This is a genomic window from Pseudanabaena sp. UWO310, from assembly GCF_006861605.1.
Classification (GTDB): Bacteria; Cyanobacteriota; Cyanobacteriia; order Pseudanabaenales; family Pseudanabaenaceae; genus Pseudanabaena.
This window is the reverse complement of the sequence record NZ_SELU01000002.1, coordinates 115,008-140,982: the sequence shown is the minus strand read 5'-3', so window position 1 is coordinate 140,982 and position 25,975 is coordinate 115,008. Positions and strand designations below refer to the sequence as shown.

The window sequence follows — 25,975 nt, the reverse complement described above, 5'->3', positions numbered from 1 at the left end:
ATATTCACTTAAGTCAGGACATCAAACCCAATAGAGAGTTGCGGCGCGAAGCGCCGCAACTCTCTATTGGGTTTGATTTTTGTCCTAACATTACTAACTATAGCTATAAAAACTAAACCTAGTAAGGGTTTTCAAGTTAAGAAATGGCTACGCCATTTCTTAACTTGGTATTATAAGTTATGGGAGAGAGCGAGAAAATACCCGAAAATAGAGCGATCGCCAAAATTCTTTGAGCGGATAAGCAATAAAGGTAATGGGATTAATAGTAACGATAATATCGCGAAATCCGTACTGAGCTAAAGTAGCGATCGCCCAAGCTACAAAACTTGCTGACATCACACCATAGGGATTGAGATCGCTTTTGAAAGGACCCAAAATCAATTTACGAATCAGACAAGGGGCATCAAGGCGACGCAATGTCACCAGATCGCCGATCGCACGCTTCGAGAGTTCATACAATGGGCTGAAGGCAGGATTAACTTCCGCTTCCGATGTATTTACCCAGATTTCTTTGGAAGTTATGGATTTATCTTCAGTTTTATCTTCAGCTTTATCTGCGGTTAAGGACTCTAGGAATAAATCCATCCAACGGAAAACAGAAAAGGTATTAACCTCATAGGATTTGTAAATTGATGCGGAATCTCTCGCCCCCAATAAATTAATGCCATGATTGAGGATGAGAATATCGACTTTTTGCAAGCGATCGCGTAGGGCTGATTCGTTACCTAACTGCCATGTCAAAACCTCTATTTCGCGATCGGTTTGGCGATCTGCCTCGACAGGGAAAGTAGCCTGCGACGAAGTCGTTAACGCAATCACCTGCGCTCCGCGCTTAGAAAGCTCTGACACCAAAGCCCGACCCATCGTTCCTGACGCGCCCGTAATCGCTATTACTTTGTCTTGAAGTGACAAGTCGATACCCTACATTCTTGCTACGGATTTAAACCTACTACAAAAATATGCCCTTCACGATCTAAATTGCGATCTAATACCAATTTCCAAAATGGCGTTGCCATTTTGGTATAAAACCAAGAATTAGCGTTGCGGCGCGAAGCGCCGCAACGTCTAATACCAAATCACAAAATGGCTACGCCATTTTGTGATTTTAAAACCCTTACTGGGTTTGGTTTTCAATTACCAAAAGTGTAGCCACACTTTTGGTAATTGGTATAATTTTTCACTGGGAAGGGAGTAACTGAAAAGCCTTATAAAACCTCATGGTAATTTTATTTTTATTGCTGATCTTTTCTTGTTTCCCAAAATAGGGATTAGTGAGAGCATAAGCCATCGATAAGCTCATCCATTAGCGAGAGCATGGTGCAAAAGGCGAGACATATGGGAAACTCAGAGCATCTGGCAATATTAAAACAAGGCGTAGCTGGGTGGAATAGATGGAGACTAGAAAATCCTGAAACTATTCCTAATCTGAGTGGGACTAATTTGAGACGAGCCAATCTACGCGAAGCGGATCTAAGTGGCGTAAATTTGCGTTGGACAAATCTGAGTAATGCCAATTTATTAGGTGCAAATCTCAGTAGATCCGATCTTGTCAAAGCAAATCTGCGCGAAGCTGATTTATATAAAGCAAATCTCAAGGATGCCGAAGTTAGTGGCGCTTATTTAAGTAGAGCCCATTTACGCGAAGCCTGCTTGCAGAGATGCGATCTGAGTTTAGCCAATTTGCAAGGAGCCGATCTCACTAATGCGTATTTTAGTGGCGCAAATTTGAGCGGGGCTGACTTAGATGAGAGCGATTTAAGCAATGCCAATTTAAATGAGACCAATCTAAGTAATGCCATTTTAAGCAATGCCATTCTCACCAACGCCGATCTTCGACGTAGTGACTTAAGCAACGCTAATTTAGAATATGCTAATCTTAGCAACTCAAATTTATCTGACTCAAAACTATGTACGGCTAATTTGAGTCATGCCAATTTGCAAGAATGCGATCTGAGTAATACGACTATTAATCAATCAAATTTAAGTCACGCGAATCTTGCTGATTCAATTCTTAGTAATGCCAATTTGAGTAATGCCAATTTAAGTTACACCAATCTCAAAAATGCTGTTCTTAGTAATGCCATTCTTAGCAATGCCGACCTGAGTGGGAGTAATTTGGAAGATACAATTTTAAGCGATGCAATTTTAAGCAATGCGAACCTGAGCGGTGCTATTCTCACGGGCGCACAACTCGTTTCGGCAAAGCTAGATGCCGCATTTTTGATCGGTACTAATTTAGTCAAAGCTAATTTGAGGCTAGCTACCCTAAATGGGGTTAGCTTATCTGAAGCTAATCTATTTGGCACAATTATGCCCGATGGTTCAATACAAAATTGCTAAATAGCTGTCGCCAATTGTACTAGGACATAAACCCCAAGAATTGACTGGCGGCGCGAAGCGCCGCCAGTCAATTCTTGGGGTTTGATTTGTCCTAAGTCAAGTGACTGTAGCTATAGCTAGGCATAATTAAAAACCAAACCCAGAAGAGCATACAGCCCGCGCAGCGGGCTGTATGCTCTTCTGGGTTTTAAGTTGGCGTAATACTTCCCTTAAGACTTTCCATTACTCCTTGGGTTTGCCACCAATATCTCCATCCCCATCAATATCGCGACCAGTGGCAGTTTCTAAGGCATCGATCGCTTTTCCAGCAGAATCTTTGGCAACTGCCCCAACATCGGTATTTAGGACATCGGTAACTTTTTTCAAATTCTCTTCGCCCACAACGCCTTCAACCTTATCCTTGATTCCTTCAGCGACTTCTCCAGCCTTCTGCTGTAGCCCGCTTACAAATCCACCAAATCCTGATTTTTGTTCTTCACTCATTTTGGGTAATCCTCAAGATTTTAGGTTAATTTATAGTAAATAGTTCGGCATAATTAAAAATCAAAATCAGAGAGGATACCGCCCGCTGCGCGGGCGGTATCCTCTTCTAAATTTTAAGTTTATGCTTATCTACTTAACAGTATAGTCTGAGAGCCTTGGGCAATGATGTTCTCAACAATACTTTAAAGTATGGATTTTTTTACAACGGGCTTTGAGAAAGGGTTTGCGTAGCAAACCCTTTTTCAAAGCCCAAAAGTAAAAGCCTTGCTTAGCAAGGCTTTTACTTTTGGGCTTTGAAAATTTGCCAGCTTAACCCGAACTGAAGTTACTTAATATGCTCCCTTGCCAAAGAGAACTAATCTTAGCGTTTCAATGAGAATTTCCAAATCAAAATTGAGCGTCCAGCGATCAATATAGAACAGATCTAGCTTGGCAACATCATCGATTGTATCCAGTTCCGATCGCCCCGATATTTGCCATAAGCCAGTTATCCCTGGCATTACTAAATGTCTTGTATGATGCCAATTACTAAATCGAGCTACATCACGTACAGGTAAAGGACGGGGACCAACGAGACTCATTTGTCCTAATAGTACGTTAAATAACTGCGGCAGTTCGTCAAGACTGGTGCAACGCAAAAAATGTCCGATGGGAATAATACGAGGATCCCGTTCGATTTTAAACATAACTCCATCCGAACTCTTGTTAAGATGCTCTAGTTCGGCTTGGCGGCGATCGGCATCCATAAACATGCTGCGAAATTTCCACATCCGAAAGGATTGACCTTGAAGCCCCACCCGATCTTGAGTATAGAATATGCTTCCTTGAGAACTGGCTTTAATCGCGATCGCAATTCCTATAAATACAGGCGATAAAACGATCAATCCGAATAACGAGGCAACCAGATCGAAACAGCGTTTAAAGATATATTCCCAATTTGCCAATAAATTTGACTCGATCCGAATCATGGGCATTGATGCAAAAATCTCTGGAGTACCGCGCCGATGCAACAGCATGAGGCTAGAGGGAACCAGTCTTAGTCCAATACCTGCATTGCGAAGTTGCCAATATAATTGCGAAGCTAGCTGTGTTTCGGGTAATCCTTCCGCAATTACTTCCTTAGCACCAGAGGTGATGATGGCTTGCATGGCGTGTGAGCTATTGGCAAGAGCCGAAGTCAGCACTCCCACAACTTTATAACCCGTTCTTTTTTCAATAACCTTGGTTAAGTAGGATATCCGATCGCTTGGAGCGACGATAAACACGGGGGTATGGGTTCTGGCAATTGGGAATTGATCGATAAGTATGGTTAGGAGCAGTCGCAAACCAATAATCATGATTACGCTACCGATCCAAGCAGGCAGAAAAAGCGATCGCGGCGCATCGACCGTAGGGTTATAAAAATAGCTGATGACTAGGGATGATAGATATACGCTACTTATAAACTGTCCCTGCTTTACATAATTACGCCATTGGGACTCCCCCCGATAAAAGTTGTGATAGGCAAATCCCCCCACGATCGCCACCGCAAAAGCCCAAAACAACCCAGTTAGACCTGCGAACTCGCCCCAATTTAGTTCGGGTGGGAGTGGAGAAAAGCCTTGATTTAAACTCAATGAACCCTTCCAAGCGATACCTAATCCCAAAATATCGCTAGCAATCAGTAATATCGTTCGCATCCAGTTAAATTCAAAGCCAGACCATGGCTGGATTTGATGACATGCCCGAATATCATACTTTTTGACATGCTTATCGGTTGATTGGCGATCGCTACTCACTCTCATGATCCTCTTCTGCTCTTAACCTGATTTTTCATCGCAAATTTGCTTAGTTAAGTCCCTGTTGGTTATCTTGCCCAAATTTGAGCTATAGCTGTCGCTATGCGGACAAATCAAAAAACCAAAAAAATGAATGGCGGCGCTTCGCGCCGCCACTCATTTTTTCGGGTTTATAGCTGTCGCCAATTGTACTAGGACATAAAACCCAAGAATTAATTGGCGGCGCAAAGCGCCGCCAATTAATTCTTGGGGATTTACGCCTAGCTACTTACTTAACAGTCGCTGCAAATGTTGCTTGGCAAACAAAAAAACAAAGCAGGGGTTATTAATTAAGTATCTTTGCCATAGCCGCTTTGGCTCCTGCACAAAGCGATATAGCCATTCCAAGCCGATCGCCATCATCCATCGAGGTGCTTGCGAAACCTGCCCGCTATGGAAATCAAAGGCAGCACCGACCCCAACCATTACCATGGACAGTTTCGGCTGGGCATAACTCATCCACAACTCTTGCTTAGGACAGCCAAGGGCAACAAACAACACTTTTGCCCCAGATTGAGCAATAAATTCGATATCTTTATCCATCTGGGATTCAAAGTCAGGATTATACAGATCTAGATAGGGAGGGGCATGTTTACCCGCGATCGCTAAATCGGGAAATTGCGACCTTAAGTTCTGCTCCAGTTTGTCTAGGGTTGCCGCCGTTGCCCCAAATAGATAGATCGGCAGATTTTCCCGCGCCGCACGATCGCATAGGGCAAGCATTAGATCGGGTCCATAGACTCTTTGCTGATTTCCTATTCCCAGCGATCGTAATCCCCATACCAATGGCATCCCATCGGGGGTAACGATCTCAGCATTTGCCAATACCTGACAATAGGTTGCGTCCCAATAGGCACTCATGACTACATGGACATTTGCCGCCACGATATAACAGGATTTATGATCTTGGACGAGGGTAGTAAGGCGATCGCAAATCTCGGTATAGCTAGTTGTGTCAATTCCAACATTCAGAATAGGTATACGCTGGCTCATATAGAAATTATGCCCTCAGGCAAACGCTGACTTCGCTCAATACACGCATAAGCCGAAGCATCTCACAACTCATTTACAATGCTTTGCGCTCAAATCCAAACCTAGAAAATTTTTGAAAGTGTTGATTCGCAACACTTTCAAAAATTTTCTAAGCTCATACCAAGTTAAGAAATGGCTAAGCCATTTCTTAACTTGGTATGAGCTTGGTATGAGATGGGTAGAAGCGATTATTGGGTAGACTAATTATTGAGTAGACTATATGTTAATATCGCTAAGGCAAAAAATACGGCTTTGGAGTTTTGATTCGCTCGATGAATACAGAAATTGCAGAAGATTTATTCACTCAGGGTATAGAACGCTACAAACAGGGTGAATCTGCGGCGGAATTAATTCCTGTGTTTGAAAAAGTATGCGATCGCCAACCTAAAGTTGCTAGCGGTTGGATCTGTCTATCTTGGCTTTATTTGCTCGATAACAATGCCAAGCTTGCGCTTAAGCCCGCCCAAAAGGCAGTTAAAATAGCGCCCGAAGATCCTCAAGGTCGCATTAATCTAGCGATCGCTATGCTAGAACTTTCTCAAAAGGGTGTGCGTGAGCAGGTAGAAGCCGCTCAAAACTGGCTCATGATTTTGAAAGATATTAAGCCCGAAATTGTTGAGAATTTTGAAGAAGGATTGCGTCGTCGTCCCGACTGGAAAGCCCTTGAAAAGGTTAGGGATTGGGTACTAAGCTAAAATTAAAACGATAAAATATCGTTTAATAATACCCATTATCAACATTTGTTAACAAGTATCGGTTAAATTCAATAAATAACTTCATTAAAGATCATATAACTTTATAACTAACATCGATTTGTCATCAAAACTTAACAGAGGATTTTTGTCAAGAGTGTTAGGCTACCTAAATATAAATTACTGAAACTGCTAATTTTTTTAATTACAGCTAGGGATAAATTTTTTTATTTAGAAGGAAGTTAACAAAATGATCTTAGAAAATGTCAGAGTAAAGCCCGATACCCGTAACCACAAAGGCTTTTTTGTTCTTGAAGCTTCTTACAAATTGGTCAATATTGACGGAAATGGATGGGCCTTGATCTGCTTGGATGACTATGCTTGTCATTATGTCGATCCCGACGATCTTAAGTTACCCAGAGGCTGGAAAAAGACAGTCAATAACGCAGTGATAGATGCCTAGCGATCGCCTTTGTGAGGTTTCCTCCATGCTTGATGATGAAAGTCTATTAAAAAAATCAAATTCGCAATAAAAAAGAGCAAACCTAAGTTTGCTCTTTTTTATTGCTCTTTTTTATTGCACTTTTTTATTGCAAGATTAAAGCCTAATACCAATTTCCAAAAGTGTAGCCACACTTTTGGAAATTAAAAACCAAGCCCAGTAAGGGTTGTAAAATCACAAAATGGCTACGCCATTTTGTGATTTGGCATAATACCAATTTCCAAAAGTGTGGCTACACTTTTGGAAATTAAAAACTAAACCCAGTAAGGGTTTTAAAATCACAAAATGGCGTAGCCATTTTGTGATTTAGTATAAAAGATGAATGGCGATGCAAAGCACCGCCATTCATCTTTTAGGCTTGAAGATAAATTAACAAAAAACCAGAAGTGAGATGTCACTTCTGGAAGATGTAATAAATACCTTCAACCGTTAATATCTAAATAAATAAAATCCCCATTTGTTAGTTACATGAGTAACCATGAAAATTTTAAACATATTTGACTAAACTACAAATCAAATATATTTATACTCATAACTACATTGATGTTTACTTTTCAGCAATTTACGAATAAATAAGTGCAAATTTCTATAATCTATGGTGATAAACACAGCTTTCTCTAGAAATAGGTACTTATTAATGTAAAGTGCTGAAAAAGTGATACCAACGAAAAATTTAAAGTTTACCTTGATGGATAGCCGAAAAAATTATCGACATCCTGCAAGGGCGACTTCTCTTTCTTCAGGTGGCTTCAGACTGGGAAACAAGAAGTGATTTTCTTCAACATACTGTGCTCCGAATAGTCCTTTTTCTGCCCAGAAGTATCGATCTGTTGTGTGCTCGTTCCGTCTTACAAGCAACAATGCTGGGGGAAGAATGCCATGTGTATGAATGTACTTACGTGCAGCCGTTACTGGCTTATCTTCTCCGCTATCGATACTAAATTGAGGAATATGTTCTAGGATTTTGCGCCCTTCTTGGCGACGTCTACTCTTCCGCTTACGTCTCCTTGCCAAATCAATACCTCCTAATTTAGACCCTGAAATGCGATCGGGATTACAAAACACTGATATTATAGCTAGGGTCAATAAGAAATTTCAACTTTTCTTTACAAATTTTTGTCACTGGTCATTTCCTGTGCCTTAGGTTGATACCAAGCCAAAATCTAGAAGTTAGGTTAGGTAATCATTACATCCCTATCTTTTACTCCAGTGATCGCTGTATCGACAACTACATCAATTTGCGGCAAAGTGGTTTAAAGCTTCGGCAAAGTCCCGAACTCCCCGAAATTGTCGGTATACCGAAGCAAATCTTACGTAGGCAACCTCGCTGACATCTTGTAAATATCGTAAAACCATCTCCCCAATTTCGACGCTTGAGACTTGATGGCGATCGCGTCCTTGAAGTTGCGCTTCGATTTCATCAATAATTGACTCCAGAGCCGTCTGCGATACCCCCGTTTTCTCACAGGCTCTGATCATGCCGCGCAGCAACTTCGACCGATCAAAGGATTCGCTCGCCCCATCACGTTTTAAAACCGTGATGGGGACAAATTCAATCCGTTCGTAGGTGGTAAATCGACGCTGACAGTTCAGACATTCTCGCCTGCGTCGGATACTACAGCCTGCCTCTGCCGAACGAGATTCTAAAACACGGCTATCAGTATGCTGACAAAACGGGCAAAGCATGACATATCTCAACTATGGTGTATAGGGATCGAATGGTATAGCTATATTCACTTAATACCAATTCTCAAAAGTGTGGCTACACTTTTGAGAATTGAAAACCAAACCCAGTAAGGGTTTTAAAATCACGGTTTTAAAATCACAAAATGGCATAGCCATTTTGTGATTTGGTATAAGTCAGGACATCAAACCGAATAGAGAGTTGCGGCGCGAAGCGCCGCAACTCTCTATTCGGTTTGATGTTTGTCCTAACATTACTGACTATAGCTATAAAACCGATTCTTTATTTATACAACTGTAAGTTATAGTGGTCAGTTTGGTGATGGGGAGCAAAGCCAAGGTATCGCAGCCTTGCAGGTATCATCCCGCGTAGGGATGTAAAACCACCGCTTTGAGAATGCGATCGCCTTTCCAGAGCGGTAAAGATAGCCATAATTTGCCTTCATCGATCCATTGTTGGCGCAATGCAGCGCTACTTAGTTGGGGATCCGTAGATTGGAGACAAATAATATTTAATGTCGGTTCGCAAACCAGCTCTAAATCCCTCGAAGCATCCACCCATTGCCGCAAATTATGCGATAGATCGAGTGATCGCTCAACTAGATAGCGACAGCCTTCTATGCCCATTGCCTTCATTGCCATCCACAATTTGAGGCTATCAGTGCGCCTTGTTCCTTGCAAATTGAGGTTACCAAAGTTGAGTGCGCGATCGTCCATATAGGGAAGTTCTCCTGCAAACCCATCCACCAAATGTTGTCGATCTTTTACGATGAGCATGGCACAGGTTCGCGCTACCCATAGCCATTTCTGAGGATTAAAGGTCATCGAGTCGGCAAGTTCGCAGCCTTGAAATAGAGGTTTTAGTTTGGGAGTAAAAATTCCCGCCCCACCATAGGCGGCATCAACATGAAACCAGCAATCATAACGCTTAGCAATGACTCCTACTGCTTGGATGGGATCGATCGCCCCTGTCACCGTTGTACCTGCGATCGCCGCCACAAAAAAAGGCGTTTTCCCTTGGCTAATTGCTTGTTGAATGGCTATTTCTAATTCCTCAATGAGGATTTCACCGCGATCGTTCGTAGGCACACGCACTAAGTTATCCTTCCCAATGCCAATCACATTCATTGCCTTCTCAAAGGAAGTATGGGCCGCATCGGAGACAAAGGCGACTAAATTACCAGAACCACCAACATTTTTGCTCTCAGGACATTTCCAATTTCTTGCCAATAAAAGCCCTGAAATATTAGCAAGGCTACCACCTGCGGTAAGCGTGCCAAAACAATCCTTGCCCATACCGAAGAAATGCCCAAACCATTGCATGAGCTGGGATTCCATTTCCGTAAATATGGGTGCTAGCTCGTAGCTCAGCATATTGTTATTGACTGCGGAAACTAGAGCGTCAGCCCAGATCGTGATGGCGGTGGGTACGCTGTCCATATGTCCCATATAACGGGGATTCTGGAAGTTAACTGTACGGGGCAAAATCTGCGATCGCACTTCGGATAGCAACTCTAAGAGTTCCTGTCCCTGTTGGGGAATGCGGAGCTCGAAAGCAGTTTCATCCTTGACAAAGGGATGACTTTGAGTATCCAGAACTGAATCCACGATCAGATCCACAAAGGCATAGCCTAACTTGCGGATGTCTTCGAGATTGGAGCGATCGGGATTGAGAAAATGGGAATTAAGGGAGAATTGGCGCGGGGAATCGGGCATTGTTACGTTTATTTATCAATGAGTCCCCAAGGGATACTGGCGATGGCATCGCAGGGGGATTTTAAGTTTAGTCGATGTAAGGGATGCGCGGAATCGAAGCAATCAAAGCCTTGGTATATTCGTGGTGAGGATTAGTCAAAACCGATGCGGTGCTGCCCTGTTCTACGATTTTACCGCCACGCATCACCGCAATGCGATCGCAAAAAAATTGGGCGACAGCGAGATCGTGGGTAATAAAGATATAGGTAAGTTTAAATTCCTGTTTGAGGTCGCGCATTAGCTGTAAAACTTGGCTCTGGATCGAGGCATCCAGCATACTTACTGGTTCGTCACAGATGACCAATTTTGGGTTAGTAATCAGGGCGCGGGCGATCGCGACCCTCTGTAACTGTCCTCCTGACAAATCGGATGGATAGCGCTCGGCTAGTTGCGAACTCAGCCCTACTTTTTCGAGAATGGCATATACCTTGTCGCGGGCGGCTTCGAGGTTGGGGACGATCTGGTGAATCAGCAGCGGGTCGGCTACGCTCCGAAATACGGTCATGGAGGGACTGAAACAAGCACGCGGATCTTGAAAGATCATCTGCATCTGCGATCGCATTTGGCGCAATTGTTCGCCTTTGAGCTTAGTGAGTTCCACGCTATTAAACCGCACCAAACCGCGATCGGGCTTAATTAATTGCAGGATCGCCCGCCCAGTCGTACTTTTGCCCGACCCACTTTCGCCAATAATGCCGAAGGTCTCACCTGAGAGGATCTCTAAGTCAATTCCATCAACAGCTTTGACCACACCAATCGAGGCATCAAAAAATCTAGCGATCGGATTGCCCCCAGTGACATAGTGCTTTTTCAGATGATTGACATAGAGAATCACTCTGGGAATAGACTTTTGCGGGACAGTAATTTTTTCAATTAATTGAGTTTCTTGCGGTTTTGGGTTCTCTTCCTGATTCTCTTCAGAAATATTTGCCTCAGTATTTATCCCAGTAGTTGCCTCAATATTTGCCTCTTCAGCAGCAATCGCAGGAGTATTGTCAGGGGATTGGAGATCTGGAATTACGGAAATATCTTGAATTACAGGAATATCTTGAATTACAGGAATATCTTCGATTTCCTGTTGGTTTTGATTGGATTCGAGAGCCTCGGGATGGAAATGTAGCACCGAAGTTAGCAAACTCTGGGTATAGGGATGTTGCGGGGAACGGAAGATCTGCTCGACGGTTCCCGTCTCCACGATCGCCCCGTTATACATGACGGCAATGCGATCGCAATATTCGGCAACCATACCCAGATCGTGGGTAACTAGCAATAAACCCATCGAACGACTTTTGCGAAGGGTCGTTAGCTCCTTGAGAATTTCCGAGGCGACAGTAACATCAAGACTAGTAGTCGGCTCGTCGGCAATCAACAAAACGGGATTCAGCAATAAAGAAAGGGCGATCGCAACTCTCTGGCGCATTCCGCCGCTAAATTCATGGGGATATTGCTTAGCACGGGATGGATCGATGCGAACGGCTCTCAGAGCTTCATTTAGCCGTTGCTTTGCCGATTGCGTCGATAGCTTAGGATAGTGAGATGCTAATACTTCCAGCCCATGTCCTTCTATGCTCATCAGAGGATCGAGTCTTGTCATCGGATCTTGAAATATTAGTCCGACTTTTTCCCCACGCCACTTACCATCTTTTTTTTCAGCGATCGCTTCGCCATCAACACATATCGTTCCTTCCATACTCGCGCTTTGGGGCAATAGCTTGATCAGCGATCGACCAATTGTCGATTTCCCGCACCCACTCTCACCGATTAAACCTAGCGCTTCACCTGCTTGTAAGTGGAAAGTGACGCGATCTACGGCGGGCAATGCATCGCCATAACGTACAGTTAAGTTTTCAACTTCAAGCAGCATGTTTTTAAGGTCTGAGTATCTAAAGCATCTCAAGCTAAAATATCACGCTTCAAGACATATAAAGTCTTTTACCATCAAATTTGCGTAAGCCTTAATTCATATTCATGGATATGTTTCATTCAAATATTCTTGAAGCAGAAGCTCCAATTTCTCGGTTTGAAATCCCTTAGCCAGCAATTGAATCTGCTGGACAAAAGGCAAATAGCGGATATCCCTTTGACCAATTTGCCCAGCGGTATCACCTAGTTTTTTGATTAAACCATCAAGAGCTAAATCCAACAACAACCTCAAGTCCTCCTCTGGTGGCACAACCAAATCTTCTGATTCTATTTTTCTTTCTTCCTTCTCCTCATATTTCCATGTAATTTCGAGATGCTTGCTCAATAGCCTAAACAATTCTTCAGAATGTACTGGTTTTTCAAGAAAATCATCCCCTCCTACGTCCAGACTTTTTTGCTGATCCTCATAGGCTACCGAAGCCGAAGAAACGATCACGATTAGTCCCTCTAATCTATCGTCCGCTCTGATCTGGCTCAACATCTCAAATCCATCCATCACTGGCATCGCCAAATCCGTTATCACAAGGTCAGGATGCTTGTCTCTTGTCTTCTCTAATCCTATCCGTCCATTTTCTGCTTCCGTAAGACTAAATCCTAACGGCTCCAGCAGATTAACAATCACCGACCTATTTTCCCATTTATCATCGACGATCAATATCTCCTTTCTCTCTCCTTCATATCCGATGATATTCTGTCCCTGTTCAACTGTTTTTTGCTTTACCCAGTCCTCGGCTACCTTTACTCCTATCCTGAAGCTAAATATGCTCCCTTTCCCTAGTTCGCTCTTAACTTGGATCTCTCCTCCCATCATTTGTACGATCCTTTGACTGATCGCTAGTCCCAATCCTGTCCCTTCCGATTGTTTCTTCTTCTCTCCTACTTGCTCGAAGGCTTGAAATATCCTTTCTATCTCTCCTTCCGCTATCCCTACTCCTGTATCCTCTACTTCTATCTTGATCTCTGCTCTTTCTACTCCTACTCCTACTCCTACTCCTACTCTAAATGTTACTTTCCCTTTGTCTGTAAATTTAATGGCATTGCTTAATAAATTAATAATTACTTGTCTTAATCTCTTTTCGTCTGTCTCGATCCCTTCTGGTAGCTCAGTTTCCCTTTCATAAATAAATTCGATCCCTTTTTGGTCGGCTCTCACTCGACATATTTCCACTACTCCTTGCAGAAATGACGGTAAATGGATCGTGTTTTCCTGTAGTTCTAGTTTCCTTGCTTCGATCTTTGATAGCTCTAGTACGTCATTGATTAGTGTCAATAGATGGCTGCCACATTGGTAGATGATATTGATCCCATGTCGTTCTTTCTCTTGCAGTTCTTTGGATCGGCTGAGGATTTGGGCATATCCTAGGATCCCGTTTAATGGTGTTCTTAGCTCGTGGCTCATGTTCGCCAGAAATTCGCTCTTGGCTTGGTTGGCGCTGTCTGCTTCTTCTTTTGCTCTCTGTAGCTCTTCAGTTCTCTCTGATACGCGGATTTCTAGATCTTCGTTTGATTTTTGCAAGGCATTGAATGAGTCCCTTAGTTGTTGTGTCATTCGCTCGAAGGAAGTAGAGAGAATTTCGAGTTCATCCATACCTTTATTAATTTTTAATTCAGGATTAACTGGCTGATTCGCATCTGACTCCATCAGCATCATTTGATTACATTCTTCGACAATTGGCTGCAAGCGTCGATTCAAACGCCTTACAAACCAAATTACGACCAAGACTAAAATGACACCAGCTCCTAATGTTCCTCCTAAAGTAATGCCTAAAACTGGTAACACAACAACATTTTTGGGAACAACTGCCAGCATCAGCCAATTAGTGCCCGCGACGCGATCATAAGCCCATATTTGCCCTTCTGATTCGAGAATTCCACTGCTATCCTGTATCTGCGGCCAAATTACTTGTAATTCAGGAATATCTCGATAACTATCTCTGGCTTTTGCCTTTGCTACATCGGGTGGATAGCCCAGTAGGTTTCCCTTTTGACTGATTAAAGCAAAATAGCCTTGATCGTGGAACGCCTTGTCCTTAATTTGTTGGGTAATGGCGTTCACATTAAGATCACTTGCCGTATAGCCCAATGTTTTCCCTTTATCGTCAAAGATGAGATAAGTAAAGGTACCCATAGTAATACCGTACCAATCATAGGGTTCACTCCACGCAGGTTTTCCTGCCTTAATACCAAATTGATAGTAGTCCTTGTCTGGATAAAACTCCGCATCAATTACATCCAAATAGCGAATGTTTTCATTAGGAGGGGGCAAGCGATCGCCTACCGAATCAGGAGATCCCTGATCGAGATAAAAATATGGATAAAACCATTTACGGTTGGTAATAATTCCATAGGGAGTTTGCCCAAATCCCGACCCCATTACTAGAGATGGACGTTTTTTAAAAAACTCAAATGTTAATCGTTTGTAATCCTTGGTAGTTATATTTGGCTGCGATCGCATAATTTGAAGCGCAACTTGCATATTAGCCGTAAAGGTTTCCACTTGAGAAATTTGACTCTCAACCTCGCGCACCTTGATCCTCAATGTCTTCTGTATCTCTTGTCTAGCTTGACTATCAAGTACTCGATAGACCAGTACTGACATGGCACTAAGTCCGACAAAAGCACCACCCAGCACATATATCATTAGACTAGTTCCAATTGACCGATGTGCTATGGAGTTTAATATTCCCGATTTATTCATCACTCGATCCTGCATAAGTTATATTTTGACCGTATTTATTAACTGTATTTATCTACTGAGCTACTGATAAAAAATTCTTGCGCCACACTCGTTAAGTTCGTATTAGATTGAATAGAATCATATCGAATCATCTCTTTTTAGAGAGGTAAAAGAATTAGGAACTCTGATCCTTGACCGATTATGGAGCTTACTTCAATACTTCCTTCATGTTTTTCTACAACGATCTGCTTAGCAATCGCTAAGCCCAATCCCGTCCCTTTTCCTACGGCTTTAGTCGTAAATAGATGATCAAAAATCTTATTTTTTACTTCCGCAGACATCCCTTTACCATTATCAGTAATTTTGATTTTCACATACTTCTCCGATCCTGAAGTTTGAATCGTAATTCGATTTGGATTGGCTTGGAGTTCGGCATAGCTACGTTTCTGACTGGCTTCATCTAGAGCATCAATCGCATTAGCTAAGATATTCATAAATACTTGATTAAGTTGTCCTGGGAAACATTTAATCGGAGGAATCTGACCGTATTCCGTGACAACTTCAATTTCTGGACGTTGTTCGTTTGCCTTGAGGCGATGGCGGAGGATCAAAATCGTGCTATCTAGCCCTTCATGGATATTAAAAGTCTGCTTAGCGTCACTATCGGCGCGGGAAAAGGTGCGGAGACTATTACTAATATCCTTGATCCGTTTGATTCCTTCTCGCATAGAACCAACCAACTTCGGTAAATCTTCGCGAATATAGGCAAGATCGATATTGTCAATTTCTTCTTGAATATCAGGATCGGGATCGGGATACTTTTTTTGGTAAAGATCTAACAAACCAAATAGATCCTTGATATAGCCTAAGGCGGGTTGGATATTCCCCCCAAGAAAGCCAATCGGGTTATTGATTTCATGGGCAACGCCAGCAACCAAATTGCCGAGAGCAGACAATTTTTCGCTTTGAATAATTTGCAGTTGAGAAGCTTGCAATGCGGCAGTTTTCTGCATCACCTGATCCTCTAACTTTTGCGTTAATAGGCTTAACTGTAGATGGGTTCTTACCCTAGCCAGTACTTCTTGTTCTTGAAAAGGCTTAGTAATATAGTCCACCGCACCTAGTTCAAACCCCTTGATCTTATTACTCATATCAGAAAGTGCTGTCATGAAGATAATGGGAATATTGGTGGTTTTGGGATTACTTTTTAGTCTTCTACAGGTTTCAAATCCATCAATTTCAGGCATCATCACATCTAACAAGATGAGGTCAGGCAGGTTTCGCTCAACCTGATGAAGGGCGCGTTCTCCACTCGTAGCGATCGCCACATCGTATCCCACATCGCTTAAAGCCTCTGAAATAACATCCAGATTAGTTGGGGTATCATCAACAATTAGAATCAAAGTATTAGAATCTTCAACAGTCATGCTCTCTATAATCCTCATTGTTATTAATTAGGTTTATTAATTAGGGTTATTAATTAGGGAGATATCGACGCAGTAGGGCTTCGATCTTTTCCGTTTTGAATCCCTTAGCCAGCAATTGAATCTGCTGGACAAAAGGCAAATAGCGGACATCCCTTTGACCAATTTGCCCAGCGGTATCACCTAGTTTTTTGATTAAGCCACCAAGAGCTAAATCCAACAGCAACCTCAAGTCCTCCTCAGGAGGCGCGACCAAAGCTTCTGATGCTACCACTTCCTCCTTTCCTCCCTTTTCATACTTCCACTTGATTTGCAAATGCTCACTCAATAGCCTAAACAATTCTTCAGAATGTACTGGCTTCTCTAAAAAGTCATCTCCTCCTTCCTCCAAACTCTTTTGCCGATCCTCTTGCCCTACGGATGCCGAAGAAACGATCACGATTAGTCCCTCTAATGTATCGTCCGCTCTGATCTGGCTCAACATCTCAAATCCATCCATCACTGGCATCGCCAAATCCGTTATCACAAGGTCAGGATGCTTGTCTCTTATCTTCTCTAATCCTATCCGTCCATTTTCTGCTTCTGTAAGACTAAATCCTAAAGGCTCCAGCAGATTAACAATCACCGACCTGTTTTCCCATTTATCATCGACGATCAATATCTCCTTTCTCTCTCCTTCATATCCGATGATATTCTGTCCCTGTTCAACTGTTTTTTGCTTTACCCAATCCTCGGCTACCTTTACTCCTATCCTGAAGCTAAATACGCTCCCTTTCCCTAATTCGCTCTTAACTTGGATCTCCCCTCCCATCATTTGTACGATCCTTTGACTGATCGCTAGTCCCAATCCTGTCCCCTCTGATTGTCTCTTCTTCTCTCCCACTTGCTCGAAGGCTTGAAATATCCTTTCTATCTCTCCTTCCGCTATCCCTACTCCTGTATCCTCTACTTCTATCTTGATCTCTGCTCTTTCTACCCCTACTCCTACTCTAAATATTACTTTCCCTTTGTCTGTGAATTTAATGGCATTGCTTAATAAATTAATAATTACTTGTCTTAATCTCTTTTCGTCTGTCTCGATCCCTTCTGGTAGCTCAGTTTCCCTTTCATAAATGAATTCGATCCCTTTTTGGTCGGCTCTTACTCGACATATCTCCACTACTCCTTGCAAAAATGACGGTAAATGGATCGTGTTTTCCTGTAGTTCTAGTTTCCTTGCTTCGATCTTTGATAGCTCTAGTACGTCATTGATCAATGTCAATAGATGGCTGCCACATTGGTAGATGATATTGATCCCATGTCGTTCTTTCTCTTGCAGTCCTTTGGATCGGCTGAGGATTTGGGCATATCCTAGGATCCCGTTTAATGGTGTTCGTAGCTCGTGGCTCATGTTCGCCAGAAATTCGCTCTTGGCTTGGTTGGCGCTGTCTGCTTCTTCTTTGGCTCGCTGTAGCTCTTCGGTTCTCTCTGATACCCGAATCTCTAACCCTGTAAAAGATGTTTTGAGTTGTATTGCCATCTGGTTGAATGCCCTTGCCAGTCCTGCGATCTCTTTAATGTCATTCCCTTCTACTTTGCGGTCTAGTTCTCCTGAGGCGATCGCTTCGCTGGCTTGCTGTAATTTCAATATCGGGAGCGCTATCCACTTTGCAGTATAGAGTCCCAATATGCTTGCTACAATTAATGCGCCAAAACAAAGAAAAATTGTCGTTCTTGTATTGTCATCAATCTGCGCCATGAAGTCTGATTCGGGTACGACGATTATACTCAGCCAGTCAATTCCATACTCGTCGCGGATATTGGAAACTTGGACGAGCTGTCTTTGGTTGTTGAGCGTAAATTCTAACTGCTGACTTTGGGTGATTTCGTTAAAACTACCGAAGCGTTCGAGTAAAACCTTGGATGTCCCACTAATTACTAAACTGTCCGCTTTTACGGCGGGAATTTGTTGCAGTTCCTTTTTCTGATAATCAATGATAAAAGGTTGCTCAATGGTGGAGCTAGCAATTAGATTGCCTGCGCGATCAATAATAAATGTCTGTCCTGTCTGTCCTACCTTGAGGTTACTAAGGAACCTATGGATTTTACTAATCCAAAAGCTATTGTTGGCGACTGCCACAAGCACATTATTTTTATCATAGATTGGATGGGATATTGTTATGGTGGGAAATGGCTGAGATCTTCCGAGAAAGGGTTTAGCAGCCCAAGTCGGCTTGCCTGCTTTTTGAGCAGCGATATACCAAGGACGAACTCTGGGATCGAATTTTGGTTGCGTCTCAATTAGAGAAGTTCTTTCTCCTTGATCATTAAGTTTGTACATTTTTCGCCGAGGGATGCTTTCCTGATCGACGATCGCAGCCATAATATAATTTTCACTACCATCAGGATTTACCGATTCCTCGACACTAATGCTAGTGCCATCAGCGAACCCAATTTGAATAAACTGAATCATATCTTTGCTGACTAACCGCCAAAAAGTTCGTTCTAGTTTTTTGGTGTCGGTTAAGTCGATTTGCTCCTCTTCGGAGGCGACTGCAATGGTTTGCCCGATCGTATAGGTTTTTTCTAGGTAGGCAAGAACTTGTAAGGTAATGCGATCGCTTATTTCTTGGCGTAATTGACTAGAAACATCATTAACCGCCTTCTGACCATTTCGTAGTGATAGATATCCCGTCAGCCCCACTGCGGCAAAGATTTGGAGCACAAATGGAACCACTAATACGAGCTGTAACGGCAGGGCTTTAGCTGATTTGACGCTAGACTTCATCATCGTTCCATTCATCTGTGTCGAATTTACATTGCAAAGACATTGAAAGAGATTAAATCACAATTTATCTTCGTAAAGGCAGAAGAATTGCAAAAATAGTTCCTCGCCCGATTATGGAGCTTACATCGATGCTTCCTCCATGCTTTTCTACAACGATTTGCTTAGCGATCGCTAACCCCAGCCCCGTTCCTTTTCCGACCCCCTTAGTAGTAAATAAATGGTCAAAGATCTTGGCTTTGACTTCTTCAGTCATACCTTTTCCATTGTCGGAAATGGTTATTTTGACATGATTATCTAACACCATAGTTTGGACAGTAATGCGATTGGGATTTGCCTCAATCTCTGCATAGCTAAGATTTTGACTGGCTTCATCCAATGCATCAATCGCATTAGCCAAAATATTCATAAATACCTGATTGAGTTGTCCAGGAAAACATTTAAGTGCTGGAACCCGACCATATTCTGTGATGACTCCGATCGCTGGACGGTGCTCATTTGCTTTGAGGCGATGGCGGAGGATCAAAATCGTGCTATCAATTCCTTCATGAATATCAAAGATTTGCATGGTATCGGTATCCGCACGGGAGAAAGTGCGGAGGCTATTACTAATAGCTCTAATGCGATCGCCTCCATTTTTCATAGCCCGAATCAAGTTGGGTAAATCCTCCCGCACATATTCAATATCAATTGATTCAAGTTCCTCAAGAATCTCTGCCCCGGGATCGGGGAACTTCGCAGAATATAGATCGATTAATCCCAATAGATCATTGATATAGCTTTGTGCTGCGCTTACATTACCCACGATACTACCCACAGGATTATTGATCTCATGGGCTACACCCGCGACTAAATTGCCCAGAGCAGACATTTTTTCACTTTGCACGATTAATAGTTGCGACTCTTGCAGTTCCTTAAGAGCCTGCTCAAGTTCTAGCGACTTCTGCTGAATTAAATCTTCTGCTTGTTTCTGCTCGGTTACATTGCGGATCGTAAATAGAACATTTTCAGTATGGCCCATCGGTACAACCCTGACTTCTTCGTATTGAGGCTTACCTTCAATGGTCAATACCTGATTATAGACATGCATTTCTCCTGTTTTCAGAACCAATTCAATATCACGCATTTTCTGCTGATAAAGTTCTGGTGATAAGTAATCCGCTAGTGACTTCCCAATCGGTTCTGCTTGAGCTGATGGATTGGGAGATTTTAACGCATTTACTTCTGACGATTCAGAATAGTCTAGATAAACTCCATCTCTATTAACCTGAAATATCATATCGGGAATTGCTTGAATGATGGCTCGTTTTTGGGCTTCACTTTCAGCAATTTGAACTAGCTGTAATTCCAGTTGGGCATTTAAGTTCGCTAATCGGAGAGAAGTAATCTGTTCTTGGTGGTATAGGTTGGCATTTTCCAAGGAAATCGCGGCTTGGGCACAGATAAAATTAAGTAATTCAACGCGATCGAGGGTAAATACACCGCTAGTTGCCCGATTTTCCAAATATAGTATGCCAATCAATTTGGCTTGATTGAGGAGAGGAAAACATAGCAAACTCTTGGGTTGTTCCCGAGTCAAATATTTCCCAATCACTGGTAGGGAAGTTTTACAGTCGTCTATCGCCACAAAAGTCTTCGTGTTTTTGACATATTGAATCAATTTAACGGGAACATTGACGTTGCCATCTAGAGCTTCGCTCGTCAGGGCGATCGCTTCAGGTGTAGCGATCGCCGCAACTTGCCATTCTCCTTGAGCGTCTGGCAAGATCAAGGCACAGCGATCGCCTCCAGAATTTTGGAGCACCACTTGCGTAAGTTCGTGCAATAACTGATCAATTTCAATAGTTCCAGAGATGCTCTGAGAAGCCTTAAGGAGCGCAGCAAAGTCCATCATGGCATTCATACTCGTAGAGGAACTGCTGGGATCGATCGAAGCATGAATCGATATATCGGGAATAGCAATCGTTGAGAGGGGTTCGATCTTCATGATTGGTGAGGCTGCTTGCTGGAGAATCACCTGCAATAGATGAGGATAGAGCCTTTCCAGATCTTCAACCTTGGCTTTAGCCCCCCAACGGGTATAGCCGTAGTAGGCTTCCTGCATATAGATAGCAGCAATCTTCTCTTTCCCCCAGTCCAGATAAAACTTAGCGGCAAGTTCGTTAGCCAGAGCTTCTTCTTGCATATATCCGTTAGCCTTAGCTCCAGCGATCGCGCGATCATAAAAGTCCATGGCTAAAGCCTTCTCCCCTTGAATGCGGAGAATTTCCGCCGAAACTAATTCGTACTTATGGAGATAATTAGTGGGAGAGTGGTTTGCTAAGTGTTGTAATTTTTGTTGATTGGCGATCGCGAGTTCAAGTTTGGTTTCTTTGGAAACGATCCCTCCTAAACTTGCTAAGGCTAAGCTTGCTAAGGAGTGATAGAAAGTATGGGCGGCAGTAAGAAGAAACCCAAAGGCGGCATCTTGGCTAGCGGTTGCCTTCACGGCATGGTCTAAAGCGATCGCATAATTGCCGAGGGTATAGTCAAATATCAGTCTCGACAGGTGAAAAGCGAAAAGACATTGATGGTTGTGGGTATTTTCAAAGCGTTGCAAAACTTCAGCATCACTCGGATCAATAGCATCTGAGCCATTGGCATTTGTATCGGCATTTATATCGGTATTTATATCGGCATTGATATCGGCATTTATAAATTTGTCATTAATACGCAGCCAGATCTTAGAATATTCAATGCAATGCTCCTGCTTAAATTGCTCTAAAATCGGCATGTACTTCACTTGGGCTTCTTGCAGAGACTCTAGAGGCTTGCCAATGAGAAATAAATGGGTGAAATACGCCATGATGCAGTAACTGACATATTCAATATCCGCAACTTCTAATCCCACTTCAATGCCCTGCGTCAGTAAAGGCAAAGTGGCATTTCCCGCCTCCTTACAAGTACAGACAAAGACCGCGAATAGCATATTTACTTTTGTTCTCAATGCCCGCGCTTGATATTGCTCCAACAAAGACAGGGCAACTTTGCCAGATTGATGGGCAGCATCTAAATCGCCAATTACAGCACAAAGTAACAAGCCATAGATCCCATAAGCATAGGCAGCTAGCTCCGAATATCCTTCGCGATCGCACAGATCCACCATCGTTAAGACTACGGCAGGAAACAATTCGGGCTTAACGTGATGGGTGGGTGGTGTAATTGTGATGAGAATCTGTAAGGCTGCAAGATAGACTGGGTCAGTCATTTGCGGCTTACTAACCAGTCCATCTTTACTGGGAAGTTGGGGCAGGTGATCTTGCCAGTTTGTCAGATCTACTAGAGATACACCAAGGCTTGTCAGTGCATTTAATCCCGTTTCAATAGCTTTTAACTGGAGATCTTGGGCGATATATATTTGTACCGATAACTCGTAAGCAAGGGTGCGATCGATCGGGCGATCGCATTCTTGCAAGATAATATCAATCAGTTTCAGAGCATCGGTAAATTCAATATTTAAATAGGCCGTTTCCGCAGCAGTCTCATAAAGCTGCAAGGTTAACTGATGGTCTGTTTGCCAAGAGTCTGATGGCAGTAAATTAATGGCTTCCTTGGCATAGCGTACCGCTGCGCTATAGGCAGTTGAGGCTTTAGCCCGTTTACAACCAGCAAAATTCAGATGCACAAGCTCTCTTTTTTCGGCAGGATCGGTGATTAAGGAGCTACTCGCATTGAGGTGACCCAGAATTTCAAATAGATTTTCCTCTTGCTCCAGACTAGAAAGATTTTGTTGCAATAGTCGTCCGATTGTCAGGTGAGTCTTTTGCTTTTGATCGTCAGGAATCAGTGAATAGGCAGCCTGTTGGACGCGATCATGCAAAAACCTGTAGTTAAGCGTTTCCTTGAGAGTTGGTTGGCTAATCGACTGCGACATATCGCTTTCTTCAAGATAAAACTTATAAATCTCGCTTTGAGGTAAAATCAACCCCTCCTGCAAAGCTACCCATAGCAAACCTGCTACCGACTCTGACGACCGCTCGGCAACTATAGCCAAAGTATCTAGATCAAACTGCGCACCCATACAAGCCGCCAGCTTTAAAATCGCCTGAGTAGTTACTGGCAATTTTTGCAACTGCAAAGCCATAAATTCCACTACATCATCCTTCAGAGCCGCATTCCGCACTTGGGCGATATCACATTGCCAATGGCTGGCATTGGCGTTAAAAGCGATCGCACCATCTTGATACAAAGCTCTGAGGAACTGAGTGGCAAAAAATGGGTTGCCTTGCGTTTTTTGCATTAATAGTTCCGTTAAGGGTTGCGCCAACTCTTCATGACAATGGAGCGTATCGGCAACCAAGAGATTCAAGCTATTCTGGTCGAGAGGTTGGAGGGCGATCGTACTTGTCGTTATATGCGTTTTACTGACCGCATCCAAGGTCAACATCAAAGGATGAGCCGTAGAAACTTCATTGTCTCGATAGGCTCCGATGACGAAGAGATACCCCGTTTCTAAGTCCTCCATCAATACCCGAATCAAATTTAGCGAAGCAGAATCTGCCCATTGCAAATCATCGAGGAACAAAACCAAGGGATGTTCGGGCTTGGCAAAGACGTGAATAAATTTCTGTAAGAGGGAATTAAATCGGTTCTGTGCGGCTGCCCCCGTTAGTGCGGGCGCGGGGGATTGCGCCCCCATAATTCGCTCTAATTCTGGGATGACATCAATAATGATTTGCCCATTTTCTCCCACAGCCTCTAAAAGTCGAGTTTTCCAAGTCTGCAATTGGAGATCGCTTTCGCCCATCAATTGCCCGATTAAGTCCCTAAAAGCTTGAACAAAAGCCGAAAAGGGAATATTGCGATTAAATTGATCAAACTTACCTTTGATGAAATATCCCCTTTGGCGGACAATCGGTTTATGCACCTCATTAACGACCGCCGTTTTACCAATCCCCGAAAATCCTTTAACTAGCATCAGTTCCGTTGCCCCATGGGCAACATGCTCGAAGGATTCTAGAAGGAGATTGACCTCGATTTCCCGCCCATACAGTTTTTCAGGTATCAGGAAGCGATCGCCCATGTCGCGTTTGCCGATCGCAAAGTTACTAATCTCCCCAAATTCTTGCAATTGATGTAGACATAGTTGTAAATCATGCTTTAGCCCTGAAGCACTTTGGTAACGTTCTTCGGCATTTTTAGCCATCAACTTATCAACGATATCCGAGAGCACAACGGGAATTTCGGGACAGATCTGGTGAATCGTGGGTGGTATTTTAGCTAAGTGACAATGCACTAATTCCATGGGGTCAAAGGAACCGAAAGGGCGTTGTCTAGCAAATAGTTCGTATAGCGTTACCCCAAAGGAATAGAAGTCTGTGCGATAGTCGATCCCCCGATTCATTCTTCCTGTCTGTTCGGGCGCGATATAAGCCAAAGTTCCTTCTAAGCCATTGGGGTTTTTAATTTCTGGAGTTTCCTTTGGCAATAGCGAAGCAATACTAAAATCAATTAATTTGATTTGGTTCGTTTCTGGGTGAATCAGAATATTGGCGGGTTTAATATCCTTATGAATAACGCAGGATTGGTGCAGTTCGTCCAAGATTTGAGTAATTTGGATGGCTATTTCCAATTTTTCCGCCAAAGATAATGGTTGCTTTTGGATATGCTGTTGTAGCGAAATACCTCCAAAATCTTCCATGACAATGGCGTAGCTATTACCACAGGCTTCCAAGCTGTAGGGGCGCACAATGCCGCTAACGTCCAATTTTTTGGCGATCGTGTATTGATTGCGAAATTTCAACAACTCATTGAAACTGGGGTAATCCTGTTGTAGCAGCTTAACTATCACGCCCCGACCGTTAGAGTCATCTATAGCTCGATAAACACTAGTTCGAGAGCCATTATAGATTTGCTCGGCAATAGTATAGCCAGCGAGTTGAGGAAATTTATGAAAATTATTACTTGCTATTAGAGACATGGTTATGGATCGATAACACTAAAGATAAGATTCGCCAAGATCTGTCATGTAGCCTCATTCTGTATCGACATCTTATTAATATCTGGATTTAGCTCTAAACCATTCAAATATCGCCTAACGATCACACTAAAATGATTTCCATTAAAACAAGATAAAATACTAGTGATACTCTTACCCCCTGCATATTTATTAGAGTATCTATTAGTACATCTTTTTACTAGAAAATCACCTAGATCCCCTATATATATTCTATGACAGATTACTTTTCTATTATACAGAAAGTATCAGACTAAAGTAGATACCAAGCATATATGCTGAGATTAAATCATCCCTATTAACTATAAAAATTGTGATAAGTTACATAGTCTAATTAGGAGCCAATATCAAAAGTAGCAATGTACACAATGCTTGCCACAAAAGCTTTAGGCTTTTATATTTAACTATGTTTAGTTACTTACAAGAACGGAACAGGTATATCAAATAGGCATATCAAACAGGCGATCACCTAAAATTATCCTATAACCAGATCGTTGAATATCTAATCTTTGAATGCATCTCTAAACAAATCCCTAAATCTAAATTTAGACACATCAATTTAAAAAATTATATTTCTATTAATTGAGTTAAAAAATCCAATGAATCATTTTTAAATTCTCATTATTTCTGTCATCCTTTAAGGCATAACTATCATTAACATGATTTTTTCTTTCACTTACTGCAATACATAAAAACACTCAATTCTCTGTAATACCAAGGCTCAAAATGGCTATGCCATTTTGAGCCTTTCAAACCCCTATACCAATTTCCAAAATGGCGTTGCCATTTTGGAAATTGGTATAGGGACAAAATCAAAACCGAAGAAGATAAGGTTGGCGCTTCGCGCCAACCTTATCTTCTTCGGTTTTATCGCAACTCAAAACTCCC

15 protein-coding genes and 1 pseudogene are annotated in these 25,975 nt (G+C 42.6%); 3 read left to right on the top strand and 13 right to left on the bottom strand.

From position 1 onward, the window contains the following. Positions 1-177: 177 nt before the first annotated feature. Positions 178-912, bottom strand: a complete 735-nt coding sequence (locus PseudUWO310_RS01690) for a bifunctional sterol desaturase/short chain dehydrogenase (RefSeq protein ID WP_142598473.1) — start codon at positions 910-912, stop codon at positions 178-180. Between the two features lie 423 nt (positions 913-1,335). Here PseudUWO310_RS01690 and PseudUWO310_RS01685 point away from each other — a divergent pair, with 423 nt between their 5' ends. Further along, positions 1,336-2,340, top strand: coding sequence for a pentapeptide repeat-containing protein (locus tag PseudUWO310_RS01685; RefSeq protein WP_223805495.1), 1,005 nt, complete (start codon positions 1,336-1,338; stop codon positions 2,338-2,340). 222 nt (positions 2,341-2,562) lie between these two features. Here the strand turns inward: PseudUWO310_RS01685 and PseudUWO310_RS01680 are convergent, their stop codons facing one another. From PseudUWO310_RS01680 to PseudUWO310_RS01670, 3 genes are all read right to left on the bottom strand, one after another. After that, a complete protein-coding gene (locus PseudUWO310_RS01680) occupies positions 2,563-2,823 on the bottom strand; it encodes a hypothetical protein (protein ID WP_009629139.1) in 261 nt (86 codons plus the stop codon). A gap of 329 nt (positions 2,824-3,152) precedes the next feature. Then, on the bottom strand, positions 3,153-4,607 hold the full coding sequence (locus tag PseudUWO310_RS01675) for a sugar transferase (RefSeq protein WP_142598469.1): 1,455 nt from the start codon (positions 4,605-4,607) through the stop codon (positions 3,153-3,155). A gap of 258 nt (positions 4,608-4,865) precedes the next feature. After that, entirely contained in the window at positions 4,866-5,633 is a 768-nt protein-coding gene (locus tag PseudUWO310_RS01670) for a WecB/TagA/CpsF family glycosyltransferase (protein ID WP_142598467.1), read from the bottom strand. Positions 5,634-5,944: 311 nt separating this feature from the next. On the opposite strand from PseudUWO310_RS01670, the gene PseudUWO310_RS01665 reads away from it, so the two are divergent. Then, positions 5,945-6,367: a tetratricopeptide repeat protein gene (locus tag PseudUWO310_RS01665; protein WP_009629136.1), complete on the top strand. Its 423-nt coding sequence runs from the start codon at positions 5,945-5,947 to the stop codon at positions 6,365-6,367. A gap of 247 nt (positions 6,368-6,614) precedes the next feature. Next, positions 6,615-6,827: a hypothetical protein gene (locus PseudUWO310_RS01660; RefSeq protein ID WP_009629135.1), complete on the top strand. Its 213-nt coding sequence runs from the start codon at positions 6,615-6,617 to the stop codon at positions 6,825-6,827. A 744-nt stretch (positions 6,828-7,571) separates the two neighbouring features. Here the strand turns inward: PseudUWO310_RS01660 and PseudUWO310_RS01655 are convergent. From PseudUWO310_RS01655 to PseudUWO310_RS01620, 9 genes and pseudogenes are all read right to left on the bottom strand, one after another. After that, on the bottom strand, positions 7,572-7,880 hold the full coding sequence (locus PseudUWO310_RS01655; protein ID WP_040689531.1) for a DUF3155 domain-containing protein: 309 nt from the start codon (positions 7,878-7,880) through the stop codon (positions 7,572-7,574). Between the two features lie 219 nt (positions 7,881-8,099). Further along, positions 8,100-8,552 (bottom strand): transcriptional regulator NrdR, encoded by a 453-nt coding sequence (nrdR, locus tag PseudUWO310_RS01650; RefSeq protein WP_009628890.1) that lies wholly within the window; start codon positions 8,550-8,552, stop codon positions 8,100-8,102. A gap of 357 nt (positions 8,553-8,909) precedes the next feature. Continuing rightward, positions 8,910-10,265, bottom strand: coding sequence for a pyridoxal phosphate-dependent decarboxylase family protein (locus PseudUWO310_RS01645; protein WP_142598465.1), 1,356 nt, complete (start codon positions 10,263-10,265; stop codon positions 8,910-8,912). Positions 10,266-10,332: 67 nt separating this feature from the next. Continuing rightward, a complete protein-coding gene (locus PseudUWO310_RS01640) occupies positions 10,333-12,168 on the bottom strand; it encodes an ABC transporter ATP-binding protein (RefSeq protein WP_142598463.1) in 1,836 nt (611 codons plus the stop codon). Between the two features lie 102 nt (positions 12,169-12,270). Next, on the bottom strand, positions 12,271-14,868 hold the full coding sequence (locus PseudUWO310_RS01635; protein WP_223805494.1) for a hybrid sensor histidine kinase/response regulator: 2,598 nt from the start codon (positions 14,866-14,868) through the stop codon (positions 12,271-12,273). A gap of 194 nt (positions 14,869-15,062) precedes the next feature. Further along, positions 15,063-15,917 (bottom strand): sensor histidine kinase, encoded by an 855-nt coding sequence (locus tag PseudUWO310_RS01630; RefSeq protein ID WP_411729011.1) that lies wholly within the window; start codon positions 15,915-15,917, stop codon positions 15,063-15,065. 36 nt (positions 15,918-15,953) lie between these two features. After that, a pseudogene (locus tag PseudUWO310_RS23840) lies at positions 15,954-16,331 on the bottom strand (response regulator); the annotation flags it as partial. A gap of 49 nt (positions 16,332-16,380) precedes the next feature. After that, positions 16,381-19,110 (bottom strand): ATP-binding protein, encoded by a 2,730-nt coding sequence (locus PseudUWO310_RS01625; RefSeq protein ID WP_190315870.1) that lies wholly within the window; start codon positions 19,108-19,110, stop codon positions 16,381-16,383. Between the two features lie 49 nt (positions 19,111-19,159). After that, positions 19,160-25,051, bottom strand: coding sequence for an AAA family ATPase (locus PseudUWO310_RS01620; RefSeq protein ID WP_142598457.1), 5,892 nt, complete (start codon positions 25,049-25,051; stop codon positions 19,160-19,162). Positions 25,052-25,975 lie beyond the last annotated feature (924 nt).

Bases quoted from the DNA above. Each gene is read 5' to 3' on its own strand.
- PseudUWO310_RS01685 (WP_223805495.1), top strand. From the start codon at position 1,336: ATGGGAAACTCAGAGCATCTGGCAATATTAAAACAAGGCGTAGCTGGG.
- PseudUWO310_RS01680 (WP_009629139.1), bottom strand. From the start codon at position 2,823: ATGAGTGAAGAACAAAAATCAGGATTTGGTGGATTTGTAAGCGGGCTA.
- PseudUWO310_RS01675 (WP_142598469.1), bottom strand. From the start codon at position 4,607: ATGAGAGTGAGTAGCGATCGCCAATCAACCGATAAGCATGTCAAAAAG.
- PseudUWO310_RS01670 (WP_142598467.1), bottom strand. From the start codon at position 5,633: ATGAGCCAGCGTATACCTATTCTGAATGTTGGAATTGACACAACTAGC.
- PseudUWO310_RS01665 (WP_009629136.1), top strand. From the start codon at position 5,945: ATGAATACAGAAATTGCAGAAGATTTATTCACTCAGGGTATAGAACGC.
- PseudUWO310_RS01660 (WP_009629135.1), top strand. From the start codon at position 6,615: ATGATCTTAGAAAATGTCAGAGTAAAGCCCGATACCCGTAACCACAAA.
- nrdR (WP_009628890.1), bottom strand. From the start codon at position 8,552: ATGCTTTGCCCGTTTTGTCAGCATACTGATAGCCGTGTTTTAGAATCT.
- PseudUWO310_RS01645 (WP_142598465.1), bottom strand. From the start codon at position 10,265: ATGCCCGATTCCCCGCGCCAATTCTCCCTTAATTCCCATTTTCTCAAT.
- PseudUWO310_RS01640 (WP_142598463.1), bottom strand. From the start codon at position 12,168: ATGCTGCTTGAAGTTGAAAACTTAACTGTACGTTATGGCGATGCATTG.
- PseudUWO310_RS01635 (WP_223805494.1), bottom strand. From the start codon at position 14,868: ATGATATATGTGCTGGGTGGTGCTTTTGTCGGACTTAGTGCCATGTCA.
- PseudUWO310_RS01630 (WP_411729011.1), bottom strand. From the start codon at position 15,917: ATGCAGAAAACTGCCGCATTGCAAGCTTCTCAACTGCAAATTATTCAA.
- PseudUWO310_RS01625 (WP_190315870.1), bottom strand. From the start codon at position 19,110: ATGAATGGAACGATGATGAAGTCTAGCGTCAAATCAGCTAAAGCCCTG.
- PseudUWO310_RS01620 (WP_142598457.1), bottom strand. From the start codon at position 25,051: ATGTCTCTAATAGCAAGTAATAATTTTCATAAATTTCCTCAACTCGCT.